General features: G+C 73.2%; 19 protein-coding genes, 1 tRNA gene and 1 pseudogene (1 of these 21 cut by a window edge). 13 read left to right on the top strand and 8 right to left on the bottom strand.

What is annotated here, in order from left to right:
- Positions 1–128: 128 nt before the first annotated feature.
- From ACFP2V_RS37725 to ACFP2V_RS37710, 4 genes are all read left to right on the top strand, one after another.
- On the top strand, positions 129–1,022 hold the full coding sequence (locus ACFP2V_RS37725; RefSeq protein ID WP_381220943.1) for an FAD binding domain-containing protein: 894 nt from the start codon (positions 129–131) through the stop codon (positions 1,020–1,022).
- The gene (locus ACFP2V_RS37720) at positions 1,019–2,977 is read left to right on the top strand and encodes a 2Fe-2S iron-sulfur cluster-binding protein (protein WP_381220940.1); all 1,959 of its coding nucleotides are present in this window, start codon (positions 1,019–1,021) and stop codon (positions 2,975–2,977) included. Before ACFP2V_RS37725 ends, ACFP2V_RS37720 begins: the two co-directional genes overlap by 4 nt.
- On the top strand, positions 2,974–5,316 hold the full coding sequence (locus ACFP2V_RS37715; RefSeq protein WP_381220937.1) for a xanthine dehydrogenase family protein molybdopterin-binding subunit: 2,343 nt from the start codon (positions 2,974–2,976) through the stop codon (positions 5,314–5,316). Before ACFP2V_RS37720 ends, ACFP2V_RS37715 begins: the two co-directional genes overlap by 4 nt.
- Positions 5,317–5,812: 496 nt before the next feature.
- Positions 5,813–7,054: an SUKH-4 family immunity protein gene (locus ACFP2V_RS37710; RefSeq protein WP_381220934.1), complete on the top strand. Its 1,242-nt coding sequence runs from the start codon at positions 5,813–5,815 to the stop codon at positions 7,052–7,054.
- Positions 7,055–7,074: 20 nt separating this feature from the next.
- Here ACFP2V_RS37710 and ACFP2V_RS37705 read toward each other — a convergent pair.
- Positions 7,075–7,146: transfer RNA gene (locus ACFP2V_RS37705), tRNA-Cys, on the bottom strand.
- Positions 7,147–7,377: 231 nt separating this feature from the next.
- Between ACFP2V_RS37705 and ACFP2V_RS37700 the strand changes: the two genes are divergently transcribed.
- The 6 genes from ACFP2V_RS37700 (at position 7,378) to ACFP2V_RS37675 (ending at position 13,496) form a co-directional block, all read left to right on the top strand.
- The gene (locus ACFP2V_RS37700; RefSeq protein ID WP_381220931.1) at positions 7,378–8,868 is read left to right on the top strand and encodes an MFS transporter; all 1,491 of its coding nucleotides are present in this window, start codon (positions 7,378–7,380) and stop codon (positions 8,866–8,868) included.
- A 40-nt stretch (positions 8,869–8,908) separates the two neighbouring features.
- Positions 8,909–9,109 (top strand): CopG family transcriptional regulator, encoded by a 201-nt coding sequence (locus ACFP2V_RS37695; RefSeq protein WP_381220928.1) that lies wholly within the window; start codon positions 8,909–8,911, stop codon positions 9,107–9,109.
- On the top strand, positions 9,106–9,486 hold the full coding sequence (locus tag ACFP2V_RS37690) for a type II toxin-antitoxin system death-on-curing family toxin (protein WP_381220925.1): 381 nt from the start codon (positions 9,106–9,108) through the stop codon (positions 9,484–9,486). The genes ACFP2V_RS37695 and ACFP2V_RS37690 overlap by 4 nt, the downstream gene beginning before the upstream one ends.
- 185 nt (positions 9,487–9,671) lie before the next feature.
- Positions 9,672–11,462, top strand: coding sequence for a DEAD/DEAH box helicase (locus tag ACFP2V_RS37685; protein WP_381220922.1), 1,791 nt, complete (start codon positions 9,672–9,674; stop codon positions 11,460–11,462).
- Positions 11,463–11,817: 355 nt separating this feature from the next.
- Positions 11,818–12,456: an IclR family transcriptional regulator gene (locus ACFP2V_RS37680; RefSeq protein WP_381220919.1), complete on the top strand. Its 639-nt coding sequence runs from the start codon at positions 11,818–11,820 to the stop codon at positions 12,454–12,456.
- Between the two features lie 248 nt (positions 12,457–12,704).
- The gene (locus ACFP2V_RS37675; RefSeq protein WP_381220916.1) at positions 12,705–13,496 is read left to right on the top strand and encodes a S16 family serine protease; all 792 of its coding nucleotides are present in this window, start codon (positions 12,705–12,707) and stop codon (positions 13,494–13,496) included.
- A 15-nt stretch (positions 13,497–13,511) separates the two neighbouring features.
- Here the strand turns inward: ACFP2V_RS37675 and ACFP2V_RS37670 are convergent, their stop codons facing one another.
- The 5 genes from ACFP2V_RS37670 to ACFP2V_RS37650 all read right to left on the bottom strand — a co-directional run bounded on the left by ACFP2V_RS37670 (position 13,512) and on the right by ACFP2V_RS37650 (position 17,886).
- Positions 13,512–14,480, bottom strand: coding sequence for a glycine betaine ABC transporter substrate-binding protein (locus ACFP2V_RS37670; protein ID WP_381220913.1), 969 nt, complete (start codon positions 14,478–14,480; stop codon positions 13,512–13,514).
- The gene (locus tag ACFP2V_RS37665; protein WP_381220910.1) at positions 14,477–15,364 is read right to left on the bottom strand and encodes an ABC transporter permease; all 888 of its coding nucleotides are present in this window, start codon (positions 15,362–15,364) and stop codon (positions 14,477–14,479) included. Before ACFP2V_RS37665 ends, ACFP2V_RS37670 begins: the two co-directional genes overlap by 4 nt.
- A complete protein-coding gene (locus ACFP2V_RS37660; protein WP_381220976.1) occupies positions 15,361–16,569 on the bottom strand; it encodes an ABC transporter ATP-binding protein in 1,209 nt (402 codons plus the stop codon). Before ACFP2V_RS37660 ends, ACFP2V_RS37665 begins: the two co-directional genes overlap by 4 nt.
- Positions 16,570–16,693: 124 nt before the next feature.
- Positions 16,694–17,341, bottom strand: a complete 648-nt coding sequence (locus ACFP2V_RS37655; RefSeq protein WP_381220907.1) for an ABC transporter permease — start codon at positions 17,339–17,341, stop codon at positions 16,694–16,696.
- Positions 17,342–17,385: 44 nt separating this feature from the next.
- Positions 17,386–17,886, bottom strand: coding sequence for an Lrp/AsnC family transcriptional regulator (locus ACFP2V_RS37650; protein ID WP_381220904.1), 501 nt, complete (start codon positions 17,884–17,886; stop codon positions 17,386–17,388).
- Between the two features lie 123 nt (positions 17,887–18,009).
- Here ACFP2V_RS37650 and hppD point away from each other — a divergent pair, with 123 nt between their 5' ends.
- The gene (hppD, locus tag ACFP2V_RS37645) at positions 18,010–19,158 is read left to right on the top strand and encodes a 4-hydroxyphenylpyruvate dioxygenase (protein WP_381220901.1); all 1,149 of its coding nucleotides are present in this window, start codon (positions 18,010–18,012) and stop codon (positions 19,156–19,158) included.
- A 103-nt stretch (positions 19,159–19,261) separates the two neighbouring features.
- On the opposite strand, the gene ACFP2V_RS37640 is transcribed toward hppD, so the two are convergent.
- A complete protein-coding gene (locus tag ACFP2V_RS37640; RefSeq protein WP_381220898.1) occupies positions 19,262–20,749 on the bottom strand; it encodes a tetratricopeptide repeat protein in 1,488 nt (495 codons plus the stop codon).
- Between the two features lie 116 nt (positions 20,750–20,865).
- Here ACFP2V_RS37640 and ACFP2V_RS37635 point away from each other — a divergent pair, with 116 nt between their 5' ends.
- A complete protein-coding gene (locus ACFP2V_RS37635) occupies positions 20,866–22,281 on the top strand; it encodes an FAD-binding oxidoreductase (protein ID WP_381220895.1) in 1,416 nt (471 codons plus the stop codon).
- A 29-nt stretch (positions 22,282–22,310) separates the two neighbouring features.
- Here ACFP2V_RS37635 and ACFP2V_RS37630 read toward each other — a convergent pair whose 3' ends face one another.
- Positions 22,311–22,721 carry an SsgA family sporulation/cell division regulator gene (locus ACFP2V_RS37630; protein ID WP_381220893.1) on the bottom strand — a complete coding sequence of 137 codons (411 nt, stop codon included), beginning with the start codon at positions 22,719–22,721 and terminating at the stop codon, positions 22,311–22,313.
- A gap of 227 nt (positions 22,722–22,948) precedes the next feature.
- Here ACFP2V_RS37630 and ACFP2V_RS37625 point away from each other — a divergent pair.
- Positions 22,949–23,878, top strand: a pseudogene (locus tag ACFP2V_RS37625) (RDD family protein) (it continues 671 nt past the right edge of the window).

The following is a 23,878-nucleotide window of genomic DNA, read 5'->3' as shown; positions in this document are numbered from 1 at the left end:
CTCCTAGCGGACCCCTGTCTTCGATGCTCGCGAAGATGTGCCAGAGTTGCCACGTCCGCCCTGTCAGGTCGTACCGTACGGCTGCAACAGGTGGGACCACGTGGGGCCGCGGGAAGGGGCAGCCGGTTTTGAGCACGCACGCACCGCAGGCGGCGCAGGCCGTGACGCTGCCCACGACACTGGACGAGGCCGTGGCGGTACTGACCGCCATGCCCGCCGCCGTGCCCGTCGCGGGTGGCACCGATCTGATGGCCGCCGTCAACTCCGGGCAGCTCAGGCCGACGGCGCTGGTCGGCCTCGGCAAGATCAGCGAGATCCGCGGCTGGCAGTACCAGGACGGCCACGCGCTGCTCGGCGCCGGTCTCACCCACGCCCGTATGGGCCGCCCCGACTTCGCCGCCCTCATCCCGGCGCTCGCCGCCTCCGCGCGTGCCGCCGGACCGCCGCACATCCGCAACGCGGGCACCCTGGGCGGCAACATCGCCTCCGCCGCCCCGACCGGTGACTCGCTGCCCGTGCTGGCCGCGCTCGAGGCGACGCTGATCATCGCGGGCCAGGGCGGAGCCCGCCGGGAGATCCCGGTGTCGCACCTGCTGGCCGGGATGGACATGCTGCGGGCCGGTGAACTCATCGGCTACGTGCGCGTGCCGCTGCTGCACGCCCCGCAGGTCTTCCTGAAGGCCACCGGCCGCACCGGCCCCGGCCGCGCGGTCGCCTCCGTGGCCCTGGTGCTCGACCCCGGCCGGCGCGGTGTCCGCTGCGCGGTGGGCGCCATAGCGCCGATGGCGCTGCGGCCCCTGGAGGCCGAGCAGTGGGTCGCCCGGCTCATCGACTGGGACAACAACCGCGCGCTCGTGCCGGAGGCGCTGAACGCGTTCGGGGAGTACGTCGCCGCGGCCTGCATCCCCGATCCGGTCCCCGACGAGGACGGCTCCGTCCCGTCGCTGCCGCCCGCGGTACTGCACCTGCGGCGCACCGTCGCCGCACTGGCCCGACGAGCACTGGGGAGGGCGCTGTCGTGACCGACGACCAGCACGGAGAGGGCACGTCCGGCACGTCCCACAACGGCGGCAGCCGCTGGGACCCGCTGCCCCAGGGGGACTACGACGACGGCGCCACGGCCTTCGTGAAGCTCCCCGAGGGGGGCATCGACGCCCTGCTGGACTCGATGGAGAGCCCGCTCGCCGCGCCCGGCCACGGCTATGTGCCACCGCCCATCACGGTCGACCCCCCCACCACCACCGCGGGCACCGACCCCGCGGCCACCGGCAACTGGGCGGTGCCGGGCACCGGAGCGCCGGGCGCCCCCGTCGACGGCGTCCAGTGGCACGACCCGCAGGCAGGCCGCCCCGGGGAGGACCCCGGAACGTACGCGGCGCAGCAGCACGGCGGCCAGGACCGGTTCACGTACGACCCCGGGGCCTTTGGGCAGTGGCACGCCGAGGACACGCCCGGCGCCGGCGGCCCGGCACCGGGTTCCGACGTGACCGGCCAGTGGTCGATCCCCGTCGCAGGCGGCGACCTCCCGGACGAGTCGGGCGAGTTCACCACCTCCGCGCTGGCCGAGCAGTGGGGAGCCACCCCGCCGGTCACCCCGCCGGTCACCCCGCCGGTCACCCTGCCGGGCGGCGCCCCCGCACCCTGGGCCACGCCGGAGGCCATCGGGCAGCCGTGGGGGCCGGGCGTGCCGGGCGTGGACCCGCATCACCCCGACTCCGCTCCCGGCCGGGAGCGGGGCCGGGAGCAGGGCGGCCCGGAACCCGACCGGCGCGCGGACCACGGCCAGGGAGCCCCCGCACACGGCCAGGCGGGCACCGCGGACCCCGTCCGGGAGCGCCCCGACGGGCGGCCCGCCCCCGGCCACGACGCCCCGCCCCCGTCGCGCGGGGTGCCGCAGCCGGCTCCCGCCGAGCCCCACTGGCGGTCCGGCACCGAGACCTATCCGGAGGCGGCCGGCGGCCCGTCCGCCCCGGAGCTCCGCGAGCACCCGCAGCCGGGCCCGGAGGGCGCCGCACGGCCCGTCGGCGGGCCCGGGAGGGCTCCGGGGGCCGCCGAGGCCGCCAGGGGCTCCCAGCGGCCCCAGGGCCCGCACGGCACGCAGGAGGGCCCGGGAGTACCGGAAGGCACAGCGGTCCCCGAGGGCGCGAGGGACCACGCCGAAACGACCCCGGACGGACACGCCGGACCGGAACCCGCAGGCGCCGGCCCCGCATCCGCCGCCGGCCCCGAAACCGGCATAGGCACCGGGACCGGCCCGGACGCACCCGACGGCACGTCACCCGGGCACGAGCCGCTGTCCGGTGCCGCGCACGACGACCACCCCCTCGCCTCCTACGTGCTGCGCGTCAACGGCACCGACCGGCCCGTCACCGACGCCTGGATCGGCGAGTCGCTGCTCTACGTGCTGCGCGAGCGCCTCGGCCTCGCCGGCGCCAAGGACGGCTGCTCACAGGGCGAGTGCGGGGCCTGCAACGTGCAGGTCGACGGCCGGCTCGTCGCGTCCTGCCTGGTCCCGGCGGTCACCGCGGCCGGCAGCGAGGTCCGTACCGTCGAGGGCCTCGCCCAGGACGGCCGGCCGTCGGACGTGCAGCGCGCGCTCGCGCGGTGCGGCGCGGTGCAGTGCGGCTTCTGCGTACCGGGCATGGCGATGACCGTGCACGACCTGCTGGAGGGCAACCCGGTGCCCACCGAGCTGGAGACCCGCCAGGCCCTGTGCGGCAACCTGTGCCGCTGCTCCGGCTACCGGGGCGTGGTGGACGCCGTCCAGGAGGTCGTCGCCGAACGCGAGGCCCTCGCCGAGGCCGGCCAGGACGACCAGGACGGTGCCCGGGGCACGGACCGGGGCTTCGGCAGCGAAACGGGCGAGTTCCGCATCCCGCACCAGGCAGGACCGGGTGCCGGCGGCGTCGGCCCCGCCGCCTTCCCGGACCCCGGACCGCATGACCGGCTCTACGGCCGTGACGGAGGCCAGGCATGAGCAACGAGGCCACCACCGTGCAGGCCGCACAGGCCACGGAGGACACCGCCGGGACGGAACGGCCCCCGCGCGGACTCGGTGTCTCCCTGCCCGCCGCCGACACCCGCGCCAAGACCGAGGGCACCTTCCCGTACGCCGCCGACCTGTGGGCCGAGGGTCTGCTGTGGGCGGCCGTGCTGCGCTCCCCGCACCCGCACGCGCGGATCGCGTCCATCGACACCACCCACGCGCGCGAGATGCCCGGCGTGCGCGCCGTCGTCACCCACGAGGACGTCCCCGGCACCCCGGTGTACGAGCGCGGCCGGGCCGACCGCCCGGTCTTCGCCTCCGACGTCGTACGTCACCACGGCGAGGCCATCGCCGCCGTCGCCGCCGACCACCCGGACACCGCGCGGATGGCCGCCGCCGCCGTCATCGTCGAGTACGAGGTGCTCGACCCGGTGATCGACCCCGAACAGGCCTTCGAGGCCGAGCCGCTGCACCCCGACGGCAACCTGATCCGGCACATCCCGCTGCGGCACGGCGACCCGGACGCGGCCGGTGACCTCGTCGTCGAGGGCCTGTACCGCATCGGCCGCCAGGACCCCGCGCCCATCGGCGCCGAGGCCGGACTGGCCGTCCCCCGTCCGGACGGCGGGGTCGAGCTGTACCTGGCCTCCACCGACCCGCACGGCGACCGGGACGCGGCCGCCGCCGCGTTCGGCCTGGAACCCGACCGTGTGAAGATCGTCGTCACCGGGGTGCCCGGGGCGACCGCCGACCGCGAGGACCAGAGCTTCCAACTGCCGCTCGGCCTGCTGGCGCTGAAGACCGGCTGCCCGGTCAAACTCACCGCCACGCGCGAGGAGTCCTTCCTCGGCCACGCCCACCGGCACCCCACCCTGCTGCGCTACCGCCACCACGCCGACGCCGAGGGCAAACTGGTGAAGGTCGAGGCGCAGATCCTGCTCGACGCGGGCGCCTACGCCAACACGTCGTCGGACGCGCTGGCCGCCGCCGTCGCCTTCGCCTGCGGCCCCTACGTCGTCCCGAACGCCTTCATCGAGGGCTGGGCGGTCCGCACCAACAACCCGCCCTCCGGCCATGTGCGCGGCGAGGGCGCCCTGCAGGTGTGCGCCGCCTACGAGGCGCAGATGGACAAGCTCGCCAAGAAGCTCGGCCTCGACCCGGCCGAACTGCGCATGCGCAACGTCATGGCGACCGGCGACGTCCTGCCCACCGGCCAGACCGTGACCTGCCCGGCCCCGGTCGCCGAACTCCTCGAGGCGGTGCGGGACCACCCGCTGCCGCCGCTGCCCAAGGACACCCCCGAGGACGAGTGGCTGCTGCCCGGCGGCCCCGAGGGCGCGGGCGAACCGGGCGCGGTACGCCGCGGGGTGGGCTACGGCCTGGGCATGGTGCACATGCTCGGCGGCGAGGGCGCGGACGAGGTGTCCACGGCCACCGTGAAGGTCCAGGACGGGGTGGCGACGGTGCTGTGCGCGGCCGTCGAGACCGGCCAGGGCTTCACCACGCTGGCCCGGCAGATCGTCCAGGAGGTCCTCGGCATCGACGAGGTGCGCGTGGCACCCGTGGACACCGACCAGCCCGCCGCGGGCGCCGGCTGCCGCAGCCGGCACACCTGGGTGTCGGGCGGTGCGGTGGAACGCGCGGCGAAGATGGTCCGCACCCAGCTCCTGGCGCCCCTGGCCCACAAGTTCGGCATGTCCACCGAGCTGCTCCAGATCACCGACGGCCGGATCACCTCGTACGACGGCGTGCTGTCGACGCCCGTCGCCGAGGCCCTGGACGGCAAGGAACTGTGGGCCACCGCCCAGTGCCGTCCGCATCCCACGGAGCCCCTGGACGAAGCCGGCCAGGGCGACGCCTACGTCGGAATGTCCTTCTGCGCGATCCGCGCGGTGGTCGACGTCGACATCGAGATCGGCTCCGTACGGGTCGTGGAACTGGCCGTCGCCCAGGACGTGGGGCGGGTGCTGAACCCGGCCCAGCTGGCCGCCCGGATCGAGGCGGGCGTGACCCAGGGCGTGGGCGCCGCGCTCACCGAGAACCTGCGCACGCCGCGCGGTCTGGTCCGGCACCCCGACCTCACCGGCTACGCCCTCCCGACCGCCCTGGACGCGCCCGACATCGAGATCGTGAAGCTGGTCGAGGAGCGGGACGTGGTCGCGCCGTTCGGCGCGAAGGCGGTCAGCGCGGTGCCGGTGGTGACCTCGCCGGCGGCCATCGCCGCCGCCGTTCGCGCGGCCACCGGCCGCCCGGTCAACCGTCTGCCGATCCGCCCGCAGGCCGCGGTGGTGACCAGCGGCCGCGACCGGCTGGTCAGATCCACCGACTGACGCCCGCCGGGCGCCGGACAACCGGCGGGCAACGGGCGGTCGACGGGCGCCGGGAGGTGGTCGACGGGCAACGGGCGGCCGGCGGCTGAGGGACGACCGTCTGCCGGTGACGGGTGGCTGACGTCGCGTCGGCCACCTGTGAGGACCCGTGACCCGCGTCCGTGGTCGGCCACCTGTGGTGACGCGGGACCGGTGTCCGCGGCCGGGCGGCCTGGGGCGGGCGGCCGAAGAACGTTCATGTTGATTCCCGTGCGAAGGCAACGCACCGGGGGTGTTCGAGCGTCTTGTGGGGTGGGGCGTCCGTGTCCGTGTCCCGGCCGGTCGCCCGCCCGCTCCCGATCCGGGGCGTTGTCAGTGGTGGCGCGTACTGTTCCGAGTGATGGGGACGGCTGCCGGGTTCGGAGGGCCGGGGTCCGTCCTGTCCGGGCGGGACGGCGCGGTCCGGAGCGGCGAAGCACGGGACACGGGACTGAGCACACGTATGCACGGGGGAGCCATGAGCACGACCGACACCGCTGCCACGGATTCCATGAATGTCATGAACGTCATGGACGCCACGGGTGCTGCGGCAGCGATCACCCTGACCGAGGACGACCTCGATCCGTTCATCACGCACGCGTCCACGCGCCACTGGTTGACCGGCCCCGGACTTCCCTGCGACAGCGGCCTGTTCAGCTTCACGCAGCTGCGGGGCGAGGGCCTGCGCACGGTCGCCGACTCGACCGGTGACCCGGCAGAGGGGCTCGCCGCGGAGCTGCGGGAGCAGTTGGTCATCGGCGGACTGCTCGGCCCCGCGGGCCCGGGCACGGAGTCGGTCCTGCTCGACGGCGCCACCGGCGAGGTGTCGACGACGTACTTCTTCCACGACCGGCCCGACCTGATGGACCGTCGTCCGCTCGCCCCGTCGCTGCCGACCCTGGTGCGGTTCGCCGCGGCGACGGACGAACTGGCGGGTTTACGAGGCCAGTTCGCCGCCTACGCGGGCCGCTGGGGCACGAAGGCGGTGGCGGAGGCCTCGCGGCAGCTGCTCGCCGTGTTCGAGGAGGGGGCGGACGGCGAGCCGGCACCGCTGTGGCGGATGGCCGCGCTGATCCGCCCGCTGGCCCTGGTGGCCGGTCCGGGCACGGCCTCGGGGCTCGCCCTGGACCTTCCGGTCCGCCTGCTCGACCAGGAGTTCGGCCGGCGGGGCGTGGTCCGTTTCGAGGAGCTCGACTTCCCCGCGACGCTGACGCACGAGCCGACCCGTCGCTTCCTGCGCGAGACGGGCCTGCCCGAGGACGGCTTCCTGTTCCAGCTGGACACCGACCTGCCGCTGCGGACCCTCGCCGAGTACCACGACGCGGTCCGCGACGACGACTGCGGCGACCCCGGCGCGTTCCCGGCCGGCCGCCTCCCCGCCCACGCCGACCGGCTCATCCGCCTCGGTCATCTGGTCGAGGACAACAGCCTGGTCGTCGACGGCGCCACCGGCGCGGTCCTGAACTGGAGCGAGCCGGAATCCGTCCTGTACCCGCTGAACACGGATATCTCGACCCTCGCCTTCACCCTCTGGCTGCTGCACCGTGAGCACGCCATCGACGAGGAGTCGGGCCACGCGCTGACCAGTGAGACGTACGACCAGCTGGCCATGACGATGATCCAGGTCCTGTCCTCCGTCGACCCGACGGGCGCCACGACCGACGCCGACTGGCACTACTGGACGGAGCTGTTCCGGGACGAGGCGGGCGGGGTGCTCTGAGAGCACCCCGCCCGTACCGGAGGCCGTGGCGGGAATCGAACCCGCGTTATTCGCTTTGCAGGCGAATCCCTGAGCCACTCGGGCACACGGCCAAGACCGGGGACGAGGTGTGGTCTTCGCCACCCCGCCGCCGCGAACTCGGTACGCCGACCGTACGGCGGGGCGGGAGTGGCGCTCAAGGTATTCCGGTGCGGTGCAACGGGACTGCCACACGCCGTTCATGAACGCAGGGGCGGGCGGGCGGGGGCGTACGACCAAGGTCCCGGTGCCGGTCCGACCCCCGACAGGCGTCAAAGCGCCCCGTGGCCCTTACTCTGGCGCTCATGGCCGCCCCGAACCCGCGCGACACGGCTGTCGCCAAGACCTCCGACGCCCCACCCGGGCCCACCGCTCCGTCCCTGCCCCCCGCCCCCGGCGGCGAGCGGGACGACGGCGTGCTGAGCGGCCCCTACCGGGCGTTGAGCATCGGCATCGTCTCCGTGGTGCTGCTGATCGCCTTCGAGGCGACGGCGGTGGGCACGGCCATGCCGGTCGCGGCGCGCGAGCTGGACGGGGTGTCGCTGTACGCGTTCGCGTTCTCGGCGTTCTTCACGACCAGCCTGTTCGCGATGGTGCTCTCCGGCCAGTGGTCGGACCGGCGCGGGCCGCTCGCGCCGCTGACCACGGGCATCGCCGCCTTCGCCGCGGGGCTGCTGCTGGGCGGGACGGCGGGCTCGATGTGGCTGTTCATCCTGGGGCGGGCCGTGCAGGGCCTCGGCGGCGGGATGGTGATCGTCGCGCTGTACGTCGTCGTCGGCCGGGCCTACCCGGAGCGGCTGCGCCCGGCGATCATGGCCGCGTTCGCGGCGAGCTGGGTGGTGCCGTCGATCGTCGGCCCGCTCGCCTCCGGAGCGGTGACCGAACACATCGGCTGGCGGTGGGTGTTCCTCGGCATCCCGGTCCTCGTCGCGTTCCCCCTCGCCCTCGCCCTCCCGCAGATACGCCGCCGGGCGTCCGGCCCGGCGGGCGACGGCGCGGACGCACCGGCCTCCTTCGGCGGTCGCCGCATCCGCCTCGCCCTCGCGATCTCCTTCGGCGCCGCGCTGCTCCAGTACGCCGCCCAGGACCTGCGCTGGCTCTCCCTGCTGCCCGGCGCGGCGGGCACGGCGCTGCTGGTGCCCGCGGTGCTGGGACTGCTCCCGCGCGGCACCTGGCGGGCGGCGCGCGGCCTGCCCTCGGTGGTGCTGCTGCGCGGCGTCGCCGCGGGATCCTTCATCGCCGCCGAGTCCTTCGTCCCGCTGATGCTGGTCACCCAGCGCGGCCTCAGTCCGACGCTCGCCGGGTTCTCCCTCGCGGCGGGCGGCGTCACCTGGGCGCTGGGTTCCTGGATCCAGTCGCGGCCCCGCCTGGAACCGCACCGGGAGCGGCTGACGACCCTCGGGATGCTCCTGGTGGCGGGGGCCATCGCGGCGGCCCCGAGCGTGCTGATCCAGGCGGTCCCCGCCTGGGCCCTGGCCGTCGCCTGGGCGTTCGGCTGCCTCGGGATGGGCCTGGTGATCTCCTCCACCAGCGTCCTGCTGCTCCAGCTCTCCGCCCCCGAGGAGGCGGGCACCAACTCCGCCGCCCTCCAGATCTCCGACGGCCTCTCCAACGTCCTCCTGCTGGCCGCCGGCGGAGCGGCCTTCGCGGCCCTCGGCGGCGGCACGGTCGCCCACGGGGCCACGCAGGCCTCCGGCTCCCACCCGGCCGCCTTCGCCGCCGTGTTCCTGCCGATGGCGGCGGTCGCGCTGGCGGGGGTGTGGGTGACGACGCGGCTGCGGGCCCCTTCCATGTGAGTGGTACTACTTTGGCCCCATGTGGTGGTACCGTTTTGGTATGGCTACGAACCTGCGTCTCCGCGACGACCAGAAGGAAGCTCTCAAGCTGCGCGCCGAGGAAGAGGGGGTCAGCATGCACGCCATACTGCTGAAGGCCGTGGACGACTATCTGGCCCGGACGGCTCACGAGACGCTGGTGCGCAAGGCGGCCAAGGAGCAGACCGCCAAGTGGGCCGAACTGCTGGAGCGGCTCAAGTGACGTACGTCTATCTGTCGGCCGAGGACGTCCTGGCCATCGCCGAGGGCGCCGTCGACGATCAGGACATCGCCGTACGCGACGTGGGTCTGCTGGAGTCGGCCGTGCACCGGCCCTCGGCCTCCATGTTCGGCCAGGAGGCCTATGCCGACCTGTTCGACAAGGCGGCCGCGCTCCTGCAGTCCCTGACCATCAACCACCCTTTCGTCGACGGGAACAAGCGCACGGCCTGGGTGTCCTGCGTCGTCTTCCTGGCGATGAACGAGGTGCAGTTGCGTCCCGACATCGACGCGGCCGAGCGCCTGGTCATCGCCGTGGCGACCGGCAGCATGGATGAGGTCAAGGCCATCTCCGAGGCGCTGAGGAACTTGGCCGAGTAGGGCGATGTGACCTCGGTCCCATCCCCGGCCGCCCCGGCATCGTCCGGGCGCCGACACCTCCGGGCCATCGATAGGGTGGCCCGGTTGCCGTACGCCGACCGCCGGGTGCGGTCGGCCGTCCTCGCGGCCGGGTGCCCGGCGCGGCCGAGCCGTCCGAACCCGCCCCCGTCCCCACAACGGAGACCGTGACTACCACCGCCGCTTCCGCCTCGCACCACCTGTCCCCCGCCTTCCCCGGCCGCGCCCCCTGGGGCACCGCCGGCAAGCTCCGGGCCTGGCAGCAGGGGGCGATGGAGAGGTACCTCCAGACGCAGCCGCGCGACTTCCTGGCGGTCGCCACCCCCGGCGCCGGCAAGACCACCTTCGCGCTGACGCTGGCCTCCTGGCTGCTGCACCACCACGTCGTGCAGCAGGTGACCGTCGTCGCGCCCACCGAGCATCTGAAGAAGCAGTGGGCCGAGGCCGCCGCCCGGATCGGGATCAAGCTGGACCCCGAGTACAGCGCGGGCCCGGTCGGCAAGGACTACCACGGGGTCGCCGTCACCTACGCCGGTGTCGGCGTGCGCCCCATGCTGCACCGCAACCGGTCCGAGCAGCGCAAGACCCTCGTCATCCTCGACGAGATCCACCACGCCGGTGACAGCAAGTCCTGGGGCGAGGCCTGCCTGGAGGCGTTCGAGCCGGCCACCCGCAGGCTCGCGCTGACCGGTACGCCGTTCCGGTCCGACACCAACCCCATCCCGTTCGTGGCGTACGAGGAGGGCGACGACGGCATCCGCCGGTCGGCCGCCGACTACACCTACGGATACGGCTCCGCGCTCGCCGACGGCGTCGTCCGCCCCGTCATCTTCCTCTCCTACAGCGGCAACATGCGCTGGCGCACCAAGGCCGGCGACGAGATCGAGGCCCGCCTCGGCGAGCCCATGACCAAGGACGCGATCAGCCAGGCCTGGCGCACCGCCCTGGACCCGCGCGGCGAGTGGATGCCGTCCGTGCTGCGCGCCGCGGACCAGCGGCTGACCGAGGTCAGGAAGTCCGTCCCGGACGCCGGGGCCCTCGTCATCGCCACCGACCAGGACTCCGCCCGCGCCTACGCCAAACTGATCCGCGAGATCACCGGCAGCAAGCCCACCGTCGTCCTGTCCGACGACACCGGCGCCTCGAAACGGATCGACGACTTCAGCGGCGGCGACGACCGGTGGATGGTCGCCGTCCGCATGGTGTCCGAGGGTGTCGACGTCCCGCGCCTGGCCGTCGGCGTGTACGCGACCACCATCTCCACCCCGCTGTTCTTCGCCCAGGCCGTCGGCCGTTTCGTGCGGTCGAGGCGGCGCGGCGAGACCGCGTCCGTGTTCCTGCCGACCATTCCGAACCTGCTCACCTTCGCCAACGAGATGGAGCGCGAGCGCGACCACGTCCTCGACAAGCCCAAGAAGGAGGGCGAGGAGGACCCGTACGCCGAGTCCGAGAAGGAGATGGACGAGGCGAACCGGCAGGAGGACGAGGACACCGGCGAGGACATGCTGCCCTTCGAGGCGCTGGAGTCCGACGCCGTCTTCGACCGGGTCACCTACAACGGCGCCGACTTCGGCATGCAGGCCCACCCCGGCAGCGAGGAGGAGCAGGACTACCTGGGCATCCCGGGGCTCCTCGAACCCGACCAGGTGGAGATGCTGCTGCAGAAGCGGCAGGCCCGGCAGATCGCGCACAGCCGCAAGAAGCCGGACAGCGAGGCCGACCTGCTCGAACTGCCCGCCGAGCGGCGCCCCGTGGTCTCCCACAAGGAGATGATGGAACTGCGCCGGCAGCTCAACAACATGGTCGGCGCCTACGTGCACCAGAGCGGCAAACCGCACGGCGTCATCCACACCGAGCTGCGCCGCGTCTGCGGCGGCCCGCCCGCCGCCGAGGCCACACCGGGACAGCTGCGCCAGCGGATCGCCAAGGTGCAGGAGTGGGCCACCCGCATGCGGTGAGCCCGACCTGCACCGGGCGGCCCCGCTCCCGCTCCCGGGCCCCGCTCCCTGGCCCGACCTGATCCAACCGAAAGACGCCAGGGCTCATGCATATGTGGGCAAACAGTGTCACTTTGTGGGCAGAGGTGCCCGGATTCTGGACGGAGCCTTCCGCTGACCGGACCGGCTCGCTACTGTCCCGCTACGCACACGCCCCGTGGCAGCGCCGCCGCGGAGCGCAGCCGTGAAGCGACTGCGCCCGGGACACAGCCGGGCCGCCGGCCGATCGGCGGCCTCTGGAGTGCGCCGCCGACGGGACTCGGTGACGCATACGCCGTGAGAGGGCCGCCGACCTGACCACGAAGGAGTGGGCGTCGTGACCGCGGAGACCTCTCAGACGCTCGACCGGGGACTACGGGTCCTCAAACTGCTGGCCGACACGGACCACGGTCTGACCGTCACCGAACTTTCCCACAGGCTGGGCGTGAACCGGACCGTCGTGTACCGGTTGCTCGCCACGCTGGAACAGCACGGGCTCGTACGCCGTGACCTCGGCGGACGGGCCCGGGTCGGACTCGGGGTGCTGCGGCTGGGCCGCCAGGTGCATCCGCTCGTACGCGAGGCCGCGATGCCGGCCCTGCGGTCGCTGGCGGAGGACATCGGCGCGACCGCGCACCTGACGCTGGTGGACGGGGCCGAAGCGCTGGCCGTCGCCGTGGTGGAACCGTCGTGGACGGACTACCACGTGGCCTACCGGGCCGGGTTCCGGCATCCGCTGGAACGGGGCGCCGCCGGCCGGGCGATCATCGCGGCCCGGCAGCGGCCGCGCGACCCCGGATACACCCTCACCCACGGCGAACTGGAAGCCGGCGCGTGCGGAGCGGCGGCGCCCCTGATCGGGGTCACCGGCATCGAGGGCAGCGTCGGCGTGGTGATGCTGGCCGACGTGGTTCCCGAACGGGTCGGCCCCCGCGTCATGGACGCGGCCCGAGAGGTCGCGGAGGCGCTGCGCTGACGGCCGGGCGCGCTGGGCCGGCGGTCGCGGGGACAACGCGCCGAAGGTGCCCACGTGATCGGGTGAAGCGCACACCGTGTCGATCGGGAACCAAGGCGGCACACCCGAGCTTTGCTTGACAAACCGGGCAGGTTCCGTCCCGGCCGGTGTCGAGGGAGTAGGACCTCGCAGGTCGCCGGCCTGTGGGGCTTCCTGAGCCAGGAATCCCCCTGCTCCGGCTGGGGGAGGGTTCACGTTAGATTGATCCCGTGCTCTCTCGCCTCACGCGTCCCCAGACCCTGGCCGTCTGTGCCGCTCCCGTCGTCGCCCTGCTGGCCACGGCGGTGTTCGCGCCGCTGCCGTTCTCGGTGGCGCAGCCGGGGCTGACGGCCGACGTGCTCGGCGAGAACAAGGGCACGCAGGTCATCACCATCTCCGGCGCGAAGACCCGCGAGACCACCGGTCAGCTGCGGATGACGACGATCGAGGCGACCTCCCCCGACACCCGGGTGGGCCTCCCGAACGTCCTCGACGCCTGGTTCGGCACCGATCAGGCGGTCATGCCCCGCGACTCGGTCTACCCCAGCGGGGGCAACGTCAAGGAGATCGAGCGGTACAACGAGGAGCAGATGCGCCAGTCGCAGGACGAGGCGACCCGGGCCGCGCTGGGGTACCTGGACCTGGACGGCAAGGGCATCAAGGTCGACCTGAAGCTCGCCAACGTCGGAGGCCCCAGCGCCGGCCTGCTCTTCTCCCTCGGCATCGTCGACAAGCTGAACGGCGACGACAGCGGCGGCGACCTCACCGGCGGCCGGATCATCGCCGGTACGGGGACGATCGACGCCGAGGGCAGGGTCGGCGCCGTGGGCGGAGTGCCGCTGAAGACGCAGGCCGCCCGGCGGGACGGCGCCACCGTCTTCCTGGTCCCCGAGGCCGAGTGCGCCGAGGCGCAGGCGGAGCTCCCCCACGGCCTGCGCCTGATCCCGGTCACCACCCTCGAGAGCACCGTCGACGCCCTGGTCGACCTGGAGAAGGGCGCGGGCAAGGTCCCGAGCTGCTGACCGCGGCCCGCAGGCTCAGCGTTTCCCGACGAACCCCTCGTTCACCATCCAGTCCAGCGCCACCTGGTGGGGGTCCTCGCCCTCCACGTCCACCTTGCCGTTCAGGGTCCGCGCCACCTCGTTGTCCAGCTTCGCGGTGACCGGGTCGAGGACCTCGGGGATCGCCGGCCACTTCTTCAGGGTGCCGGTGTTGACCATCGGCGCCGCGTTGTAGTTGGGGAAGAACTTCCTGTCGTCCTCCATCACCACCAGGTTCATGGACTTGATCCGGCCGTCGGTGGTGAAGACCTCGCCGTAGGTGCAGGCGCCCTTGGCCGTCTGGGTGTAGATGATCCCGGTGTCCATCTGCGTGATGTTCCCCGCGGCCACGTTCATGCCGTACGCCTTCTCCATGCCCCGCAGCCCGTCCGTCCGGTTGGCGAACTCGCCCTCCACGCACAGGGTCACCGCCGACGGGTCGGACTTCGCCAGCGCGGCCACCTCCGACAGCGTCCGCGTGCCGTACTTCTTGTGGTTCGCCTGGTTCATGGCCAGGGCATAGGTGTTGTTCAGCGCCGACGGCTCCAGCCAGGTCACCCCGTTCCCCAGGTCGGCCTCGCGCACCGCCTCCCACTGCTTGCGCGGGTCGGGGAGGGGCTTGCTGTTGCCCTGGTACGTGATCCACGCCGTGCCGGTGTACTCGTACGAGGCGTCCGCGTCCCCCTTGACGACCGCCTCCCGGGCGCCGACGGAGCCCTGGATACCGGTGCGGTCGATCACCTGGGCGCCGGCCGCCTGGAAGGCGATGCCCATGATCGCGCCCAGGATCAGCTGTTCGGTGAACTCCTTGGAGGTGACGGTGAGGTTCGCGCCCTCGAGCGGCTTCCCCCGCCCGATCGAACCCGGTTCCACGTCGTCGACCATGGGGGAGCCGCTGGTCAGCCCGCAGGAGGAGACCCCCGCCAGCAGCACGCCGGCGAGCAGCGGACACCCGCGCCGCCTCACGTGCCCGCCTCCAGCCCTCGCGGCCGCAGCAGCAGTTCGGCCAGTGAGGCCAGCCAGTCCACCAGCAGGGCCAGGGCGACCGTGAGGATCGCGCCCAGCATCAGCACCGGCATCCGCTGGCTGGTGATCCCGGTGGTGATCAGTACGCCCAGACCGCCGCCCCCGCCGAAGGTCGCCAGGGTGGCCGTGCCGACGTTCAGGACCAGGGCCGTACGCACCCCGGCGAGGACGAGCGGGACGGCCAGGGGCAGTTCCACGCGGGCCAGTACGCCCAGTGGGGACATGCCGATGCCGCGCGCCGCCTCCAGCAGGGTCGGGTCGTTGGCCCGCAGGCCCGCGATGGTGTTGGAGAGCACCGGCAGCACGGCGTAGGCGATGATGCCGATGAGGGCGGCCCTGCGGCCGATGCCGAGCCAGATCACCAGCAGCGCGAGCAGACCGATCGCGGGCGTCGCCTGGCCCATGTTGGCGAACGCCGTCACGACCGGGGCAGCCCTGCGCAAGGCCGGCCGGGTCAGCAGGATCCCCAGCGGGATCGCGATGATCAGCACGAAGAAGGTCGAGATCAGGGTCAGTTCGATGTGCTGCCACAGCGCCTTGGACACCTGCCCGTCGGAGAGCGCGTTCCGGGACAGCGCGTCCAGGTCGGCCCGGGTGAACCACAGCCAGGTCGCGAGCAGCAGGACGATCAGTACCACGGGCAGGAACGTCAGCTTCCGCCACGTCACCCGGGACGCGTTCGCCACCGGGGACGCGGACCCGGCCGGCCCGCTCGTGGGCCCGTCCCCGCCGTCGTCCTCCTCCCGGCCCTCGCCGTCGTCGCGGAAGGCGAGCCCTCCGGCCTCGTGCTCGCCGGGGGGCCGCCGCTGCGGGGAGGGGCTCACCGGTCCCCCTCCCCGTCCGAGCCCTCCTGTTCGGCGTGCGTCAGGCCGGCCCGCTGCCCCTCCAGTTCGTGCTGGGCCTCCATCGCCTCCAGCCGGTCGGCCTCCAGCAGCCCGTGCACGGAGTTCATCAGCGTCTCCACGTCGACGACGCCCTCGTAGGCGCCGCGCCCGCCGGTGACCGCGACCCGTCCCGAGCTGTCGGTGAGCACCGCCTCCAACGCGTCCCGCAGGGTGGCGTCCCGGGTCACCGTGTCGTGCACGAGGGTGCCCGCGCGGGCCAGCGAGCCCTTGGCCCGCATCAGGTCGCCGCGCCGGAGCCACTTGTAGGGGCGGCGGCGCCGGTCGAGCAGCAGGATCTCGTTGGAGCCGCTGGAGCGGAGCAGGTCGAAGATCTCCTGGAGCGGGTCGTCGACGGTCACCGTCGGATAGTCGGTGATCTCCACGTCCCGTACGCGCGTGAGGTTCAGCCGCTTCAGCGCGGCCCCGGCGCCGACGAAACCCGAGACGAAGTCGTCCGCCGGGTTGGTCAGGATCGCCTCCGGGGTGTCGAACTGGGCGATGTGCGAGCGTTCCCGCAGCACCGCGATCCGGTCGCCCAGCTTGATCGCCTCGTCGAAGTCGTGGGTGACGAAGACGATCGTCTTGTGCAACTCGTGCTGCAGCCGGATCAACTCGTCCTGGAGATGGTCGCGGGTGATGGGGTCCACCGCCCCGAACGGCTCGTCCATCAGCAGCACCGGCGGGTCCGCCGCCAGCGCCCGCGCCACGCCCACCCGCTGCTGCTGCCCGCCGGAGAGCCGGCGCGGATAGCGGCCGTGGAACTCGCCCGGGTCCAGGCCGACCAGGTCCAGCATCTCCTCCACCCGCGCCCGCACCCGGGCCGCCGGCCAGCGCAGCATCTTCGGCACCAGCGCGATGTTCTGGGCCACCGTCATGTGCGGGAACAGCCCGCTGGACTGGATCGCGTACCCGACCTGGCGGCGCAGCTTCACCGGGTCCATGTCGGTGACGTCCTCGTCGCCGATGCGGATCCGGCCGCCGCTCGGCTCGATCAACCGGTTGATCATCTTCAGTGTGGTCGACTTCCCGCAGCCCGACGGGCCGACGAGGATGACCGTCTCGCCCGCCCGGATCTCCATGCTGACGTTGTCGACGGCCGGCTGCGGACTGCCCGGATACCGCTTGGTGAGGCCCTCCAGCTCGATGGTCGCGCCGGTGGTTCCGCCGGTTCCGCCGGGTCCGGTGGGTCCGGTGGTTCCGGCGGATCCGGCGGATCCGATGGCGTCGTCGGATGCGTCGAGTGCGCCGGGCGTCCCCGAAGCGGGTGACTCAGGCACGGATCCCCCTGGAGATGGTCAGCCGCCCGATCAGGACGTACCCGGCGTCGAACAGCAGCGCGAGGAGGATGATCAGGAGGGTGCCCGCGAGCACCTGGTTGAGCGCGTTGCTGCTGCCCAGCGAGGCGATCCCGCGGAAGATCAGGTTGCCGAGGCCGGGACCGGAGGCGTACGCGGCGACGGCGGCGATGCCCATCAGCATCTGCGTGGAGACCCGGATCCCGGTGAGGATCGGTGGCCAGGCCAGCGGCAGCTCCACCCGGGTCAGCCGGGCCGTCCGCGACATGCCGATGCCGGTGGCCGCGTCCACCAGCGCGGGGTCGACCCCGCGCAGGCCGACGATCGAGTTCCGCACGATCGGCAGCAGCCCGTACAGCGTCAGCGCGATCACCGTCGGCGGCACCCCGAGCCCCACGATCGGGATCAGCAGACCGATCATGGCCAGCGACGGGATGGTCAGCAGGGTCGAGGTGGTGGTCGTGGCCAAGCCGCCCGCCCAGTCGCTGCGGTACGTCGCCACCCCGATCAGCACGCCGATCACGGTCGCCGCCACCATGCACTGGAACACCACGCTCGCGTGCTGGTACGTGTCGATGAGCAGCTGCTGGTGGCGGTTGCCCAGGTACTCCCAGAAGTCCACGTCCGCTCACCCCAGCTCGGCCACGCCCGTCCGGTCGGTCCGGCTCAGTCCGCTCCGTCCGGGTCCCCGCCCGGCGGGTCGAGAAGCGCGGCCTGCTCCACCAGCGGGATGATCCGCAGCGGAACGGGGTTCTCCATCACGATCGCCGTGGCGGCCCGGACGATGCCATCAAAACCGACGACACGGTCGATCACCCGTTGGAGATCGGCGTTGGAGCGGGCCACGAGCCGGCACAGCATGTCCCCGCTGCCGGTCGTGGTGTGCAGTTCCAGGACCTCCGGCACGGTCGCCAAGTGCGCCCGGACATCCGCCCCTTGACCCTGCCGGATCTCCAGCGTCGCGAACGCCGTGACCGGGTAGCCGAGGGCCGCCGGATCCACCTGGGGGCCGAAGCCGCGGATGACTCCGTTCGACTGAAGACGGTCCAGCCGCGCCTGCACCGTCCCCCGCGCCACCCCCAGCCGCCGGGACATCTCCAGCACCCCGATCCGCGGCTCCCGTGCGAGGAGCAGGATGATCCGGCCGTCCAGCCGATCGATCGCCATGCCGGCCTCCGCTTCTGGTCATCCTGTACAGACAGCCCGCCGATCGCGGCAGGTCACTGGACACCATGCCCAGTGAACGAGCGAACTATTGCGCACCTTGCAGAGCTGGACCACCCTGCGACTATGACGCAGACCACACACCACGCTCCCGACGCGACCGCCCGGCAGGCCGATCCCTTCCCGGTCAAGGGAATGGACGCGGTCGTCTTCGCCGTGGGCAACGCCAAGCAGGCGGCGCACTACTACTCCACCGCCTTCGGCATGAAGCTGGTCGCCTACTGCGGACCGGAGAACGGCAGCCGCGAGACCGCGAGTTACGTCCTGGAGAGCGGCTCCGCCCGCTTCGTCCTCACCTCGGTGATCAAGCAGTCCACCGAACAGGGCGCCTTCCTCGCCGAGCACGTGGCCGCCCACGGCGACGGCGTCGTCGACCTCGCCATCGAGGTCCCGGACGCGCGCGCCGCGTTCGCCTACGCCGTCGAGCACGGCGCACGCCCGCTCGCCGAGCCGTACGAGCTGAAGGACGAGCACGGCACCGTCGTCCTCGCCGCGATCGCCACGTACGGCGAGACCCGGCACACCCTCGTCGAGCGCACCGGCTACGACGGGCCCTACCTGCCCGGCTTCGTCGCCGCCGAGCCGATCGTCGAACCGCCCGCCCAGCGGTTCTTCCAGGCCATCGACCACTGCGTCGGCAACGTCGAACTCGGCCGGATGAACGAGTGGGTCGCGTTCTACAACAGGGTCATGGGCTTCACGAACATGAAGGAGTTCGTGGGCGACGACATCGCCACCGAGTACAGCGCGCTGATGTCGAAGGTGGTCGCCGACGGCACGCTCAAGGTCAAGTTCCCGATCAACGAGCCCGCCGTCGCCAAGAAGAAATCCCAGATCGACGAGTACCTGGAGTTCTACGGCGGTGCCGGCGTCCAGCACATCGCGCTCAACACCAACGACATCGTGCAGGCGGTCCGCCGGATGCGCGCGGCCGGCGTGCGGTTCCTGGACACCCCGGACTCGTACTACGACACCCTCGGCGAGTGGGCCGGCGAGACCCGGGTGCCGGTCGACACCCTGCGCGAGCTGAAGATCCTCGTCGACCGGGACGAGGACGGCTACCTGCTGCAGATCTTCACCAAGCCGGTCCAGGACCGGCCGACCGTGTTCTTCGAGATCATCGAGCGGCACGGCTCCATGGGCTTCGGCAAGGGAAACTTCAAGGCCCTCTTCGAGGCCATCGAGCGGGAGCAGGAACGCCGCGGCAACCTGTGACCGGATGACGGCGGGACCGATGCCGGCGGGGGCCGGACGCGGGCACCACCCCGCGTCTGGTTCTTGCCGTGGCCACCCCGCGTCCGGTTCTTGCCGGCTCTCCTCACGACCAGTCCGGCGGCCCGTCCCCGACCGGTGGTTCGCCCAGCCGTTCCAGTGCCGCCTTCGCCCGGGGCACCTGGAGCGGGGAGAAGTACGGGTTGATCCGCAGGGCCTCCCGCAGATGCCGCCGCGCGGGCCCTCCCCCGAGCTCCCGGCTCCGCTCGAGCTCGATCATGCCCCGGTGGAAGGCGTGCAGCGCGCTGCGCACCCCGCCGCCGTGCGTCCCCTCCGTCGCCCGCACCGCGAACTCCAGCGCCTCCTCGGACCGTCCCGACCGGTGCAGCGCCCAGCCCAACGCGTCGGCCACCGCCGGCGACGGCTGCCGCTCCCACTCCGTCCGCAGCCGCCGCACCGCGGCCCGAGGGTCCCCGTGGTCCGCCTCGAACCGGCCGAGGACCAGATCCCCGTCGGCCCTGTGGACGGCGGCCTCGCGTACCCGGGAGCGCAGCAGGTCGTAGTGGACCCGGGCGGCCTGCCGCAGTCCCAGGGACTCGTACAGCTCGCCCAGTTCCAGCGCGTACTCCGGCAGCGGCTGCCGGGCCAGCGCCGCCCGGTAGGCGCCGAGCGCCTCCGGGATCCGGCCGAGCGCGGCCAGCGCCCTGCCCTGCCCCGCCTGCGCCGCCCGCTGGTCCGGGTCGGTGCGCACCGCCTCCTGGAAGTGCCGCAGGGCGTCCTCCCGGTCGCCGCGCTCCCAGGCCAGCTGCCCGGCCTGTTCCAGGTACGACGCCCGCTCGGCCGGTTCCCCGGCCGCCGCGGCGGCGTCGGCGAGCTGGGCCGCCGCGTCCTCCCGCCGGCCCTTGTCCCGGTACACGGCCGCCGCCCGTGCCATCACGGCCGGACCCGACCGCAACGCCTTCAGCCGGTCCAGCATCTTTTCGGCCGCCTCGCCGTCACCGAGTCCGGCGTACGCCTCGACCAGCGGGGGATACGTCGTCCACCGCTTCGGCTCCAGCTTCAGTGCCCGCTCGCCCCACTCCACGGCACCGGGATGGTCGCGGCGCGCGTTCGCCAGCGCCGCCAGCCCGCGCAGCGCCGCGGCGTTGCCCCGCGGCCGCACCTTCAGCGAGGTGCGCAGCGCCTGCTCGGCCCGCGAGTACCGTGCGGGGTCCGCCAGCCGCCGCCCCTGCTCCAGCCGGGCCGCCCCGAGCACCGCCCAGGACTCCGCGTCCTTCGGATGCTCCTTCAGATGCCGCTCCCGCTCCTCGACCAGCACCTCCAGACCGGGCAGCGACGCCGGCACCCCACCGGCCAACGCCGCCTGCGCCCGCGCCCCGGGTGCCTGCGCCTGCGCCCGCGCCCCGGGCGCCCGCTCCGGTGGCCCGTCCGGCCCGCGCCCCCACGGCAGCAGCACCAGCACCCCGCCGAGCACGGCACATCCGGCGGCGGCCGAACCGAACCGCACCCGGCGCCCACGGCCCACCCGCCCCCGGGTCTCGTCCTGCCGGCGGGTCTCGTCCCCGCCCCCGGTCTCCTGTGGCTTGTCGTCCATGGCGCACACTGTGCGTCACACCATCCGCCGATACGACGAACCACACCCCGGTTCACGACGGCTTACGACCGGGTGACGTACGCGGGGTTCACACCGATGGCCCCGGGTGTCACGCTGTGATCGTGAGCCGTATCGAAGCGCGACGCGATGAAGACACGGTGGCGGTCGGCCCTCTCGTCGGCCGGCTGCTCGACGGCCTGCCCCCCGAGGCCGTGCTCACCGACCCCGACATCACGGCCTCCTACGCCAACGACATGGCGAGCTTCTGCCCGGCCGGCGCCCCGGCGGTGGTCGTCCTGCCCCGCACGGTCGAACAGGTGCAGCACGTCATGCGCACCGCCACCGCCCTGCGCGTCCCCGTCGTCCCGCAGGGCGCCCGCACCGGCCTGTCCGGCGCCGCCAACGCGACCGACGGATGCGTCGTGCTCTCCCTGACCAGGATGGACGCCATCCTGGAGATCAACCCCGTGGACCGGGTCGCCGTCGTCGAACCCGGCGTCGTCAACGCCGCCCTCTCCCGCGCCGTCGGCGAACACGGCCTCTCCTACCCGCCCGACCCCTCCAGCTGGGAGACCTGCACCATCGGCGGCAACATCGGCACCGCCTCCGGCGGGCTGTGCTGCGTGAAGTACGGCGTCACCGCCGAGTACGTGCTCGGCCTCGACGTGGTCCTCGCCGACGGCCGCCTGATGTCCACCGGCCGCCGCACCGCCAAGGGCGTCGCCGGATACGACCTGACCCGCCTGTTCGTCGGCTCCGAGGGCTCCCTCGGCGTCGTCGTGCGCGCGACCCTCGCCCTGCGGCCCAAACCCCCCGAGCAGCTGGTGCTGGCCGCCGAGTTCGCCTCCGGCGCCGCCGCCTGCGACGCCGTGTGCCGCATCATGGCCTGCGGGCACGTCCCCTCGCTCCTCGAGCTCATGGACCGTACGACGGTCAAAGCCGTCAACGACATGGCCCGGATGGGACTCCCGGAGAGCACCGAGGCCCTGCTGCTCGCGGCGTTCGACACCACCGACCCCGCCGCCGACCTCACCGCCCTCGGCGCGCTGTGCGAGGCGGCCGGCGCCACCCAGGTCGTACCGGCCGAGGACGCCGCCGAGTCCGAACTGCTTCTCCAGGCCCGCCGCCTGTCCCTGGTCGCCCTGGAGGCGGTCAAGGGCACCACGATGATCGACGACGTGTGCGTGCCCCGCTCCCGGCTCGGCGAACTCATCGACGGCGTCGAGCGGATCGCCGAGAAGTACCGGCTCACCATCGGTGTCGTCGCCCACGCGGGCGACGGCAACACCCACCCGACCGTCTGCTTCGACACCCAGGACCCCGACGAGTCGCGCCGGGCCCGCGAGTCCTTCGACGAGATCATGGCCCTCGGCCTGGAACTCGGCGGCACCATCACCGGCGAGCACGGCGTCGGCGTACTGAAGAAGGAATGGCTGGCCCGGGAGATCGGCCCGGTGGGCGTGGAGATGCAGCGGGCCGTCAAACAGGTCTTCGACCCGCTGAACCTCCTGAACCCGGGCAAGCTCTTCTGACCCGCCGCCCTCCCGCGCGCCCCGCGCCGTCACGGGGCGAGCAGCTCGGCCAGCCCGTCGTCCAGCCCGAGCTGCTCGCTCTCGCTGCCCGGCGGCACCACCCGCAGCGTCCGCTCCAGCCACGACGACACCTGCGCCGCCGGTGCCTCCAGCAGGGCGCCCCCCTCGGGCGAGTTCAGCGCCACCAGGACGACGCCGCGCCCCTCCGTCTTCGACGGCCACACCCGCACATCGCCGTGCCCGCACGGCCGGAACACACCTTCGATCAGCAGCTCGCGGGCGAACATCCAGCGCACCGGCTGCCCGGAGTCGATGTGGAAGGTGATGTGCACGGCGTAGGGGTCGTCGGTGCGGTAGCCGAGCCGGGCCGACACCGGGACGTCCCGCTCCGGCGACAGGATGAGCCGCAGTTCCACTTCGCGCTCCACCACGATGCCCATGACGCAGGTCCTCTCCCTCGTGAACTCTCGTACAGGTGCCCGCAAGGGGCCGTCAGAGGAGAGAGGGAGAAGGGCCGGGAGCATGACGCGGGTTCGCGAAAGGTTTTTCGCGGTACCACATCGGTGCCCGAAAGGAGTGCGTCCGGCTGGACGGGCCCTGGTTCTTGCGCCCGTCTGATAAATGTGGTGCCCCCGACCCACCCGCGAGCAGATACGGGACGACGGACATGAGCGCCCCAACCCCGGCCCCCGGCGACGACACGCCGCGCGAAGGCTTTTACCCGGACCCGTCCGTTCCCGGATACGTCCGGTACTGGAACGGTGCCGCCTGGGTACCGGGCACCAGCCGTCCGGCACCGGAGGGCGGCGGCGCGCCGCTCGCGCCGTCGGCGTCCGCCGGTGCCGGCTCCTCCGGTTCCGCCCCGGCGGTGCCCACCGTAGAGGAGACCGGCCCGTACTTCTTCGACGAGGACCCGGTCGACGGACCCTCACCGTCACCATCGTCCTCCTCCCCCGACCTGTCCCCGTCCCCCTACCCGTCCCCGTCCCCGTACCCGTCCCCGTCCTCTCCCTTTTCCCCGTCCCCCTCGCCGGCCGACTCGCAGCACGGCAGCCGGCCCGAGCCCGCCTCGGCATGGGGTGCCGACCGCTCCCGCCAGTCCGGCTTCGGCGGCGACCAGGACCGCCGGGTCTCCTGGGGAGCGGACCCGAGAGTGGCGCACGCGTCCGGCCCGGCGGGCGGCGAGTCCACCGGCACGGGCGGTGCGGATGCCGGTGCGGCGCCCGCGGGCGACCCGTTCGTGTTCCGCCCGCCGACGGCCAAGTCACCGAGCGTGGACAGCGGTTCCACCGGAGCCTCTGAGTCCGCCGTGCCCGCCGCGCCCGCCGCGGTCTCCGATCGTGCGATCGCGGACGAGGGCACCATGACCTTCGGCGCCGTCCGCCCGCGCCAGGGTTCCGGCGCGGCCTCCTCCGGTTCCGGTTCGTCCGGGTCGTCCGGGCGTCCCGGGTTCGGGGCCGGGAAGGCCGCCGCCGACCGTGCCGCGCGTACCGCCTCCGGCCAGGCGGGGAGCGGGAGTTCGGCCACGGCCCCGGCCGTCCCGCCACAGTTCACCGCACCGGAGCCCATGCCCGCCCCCGCCCCCGCCCCCGCCCCC

Source organism: Streptomyces incanus, assembly GCF_042656345.1.
Lineage (GTDB): Bacteria > Actinomycetota > Actinomycetes > Streptomycetales > Streptomycetaceae > Streptomyces > Streptomyces incanus.
The sequence above is the reverse complement of the archived record's forward strand: the minus strand, read 5'-3'. Positions and strand labels throughout refer to the sequence as shown.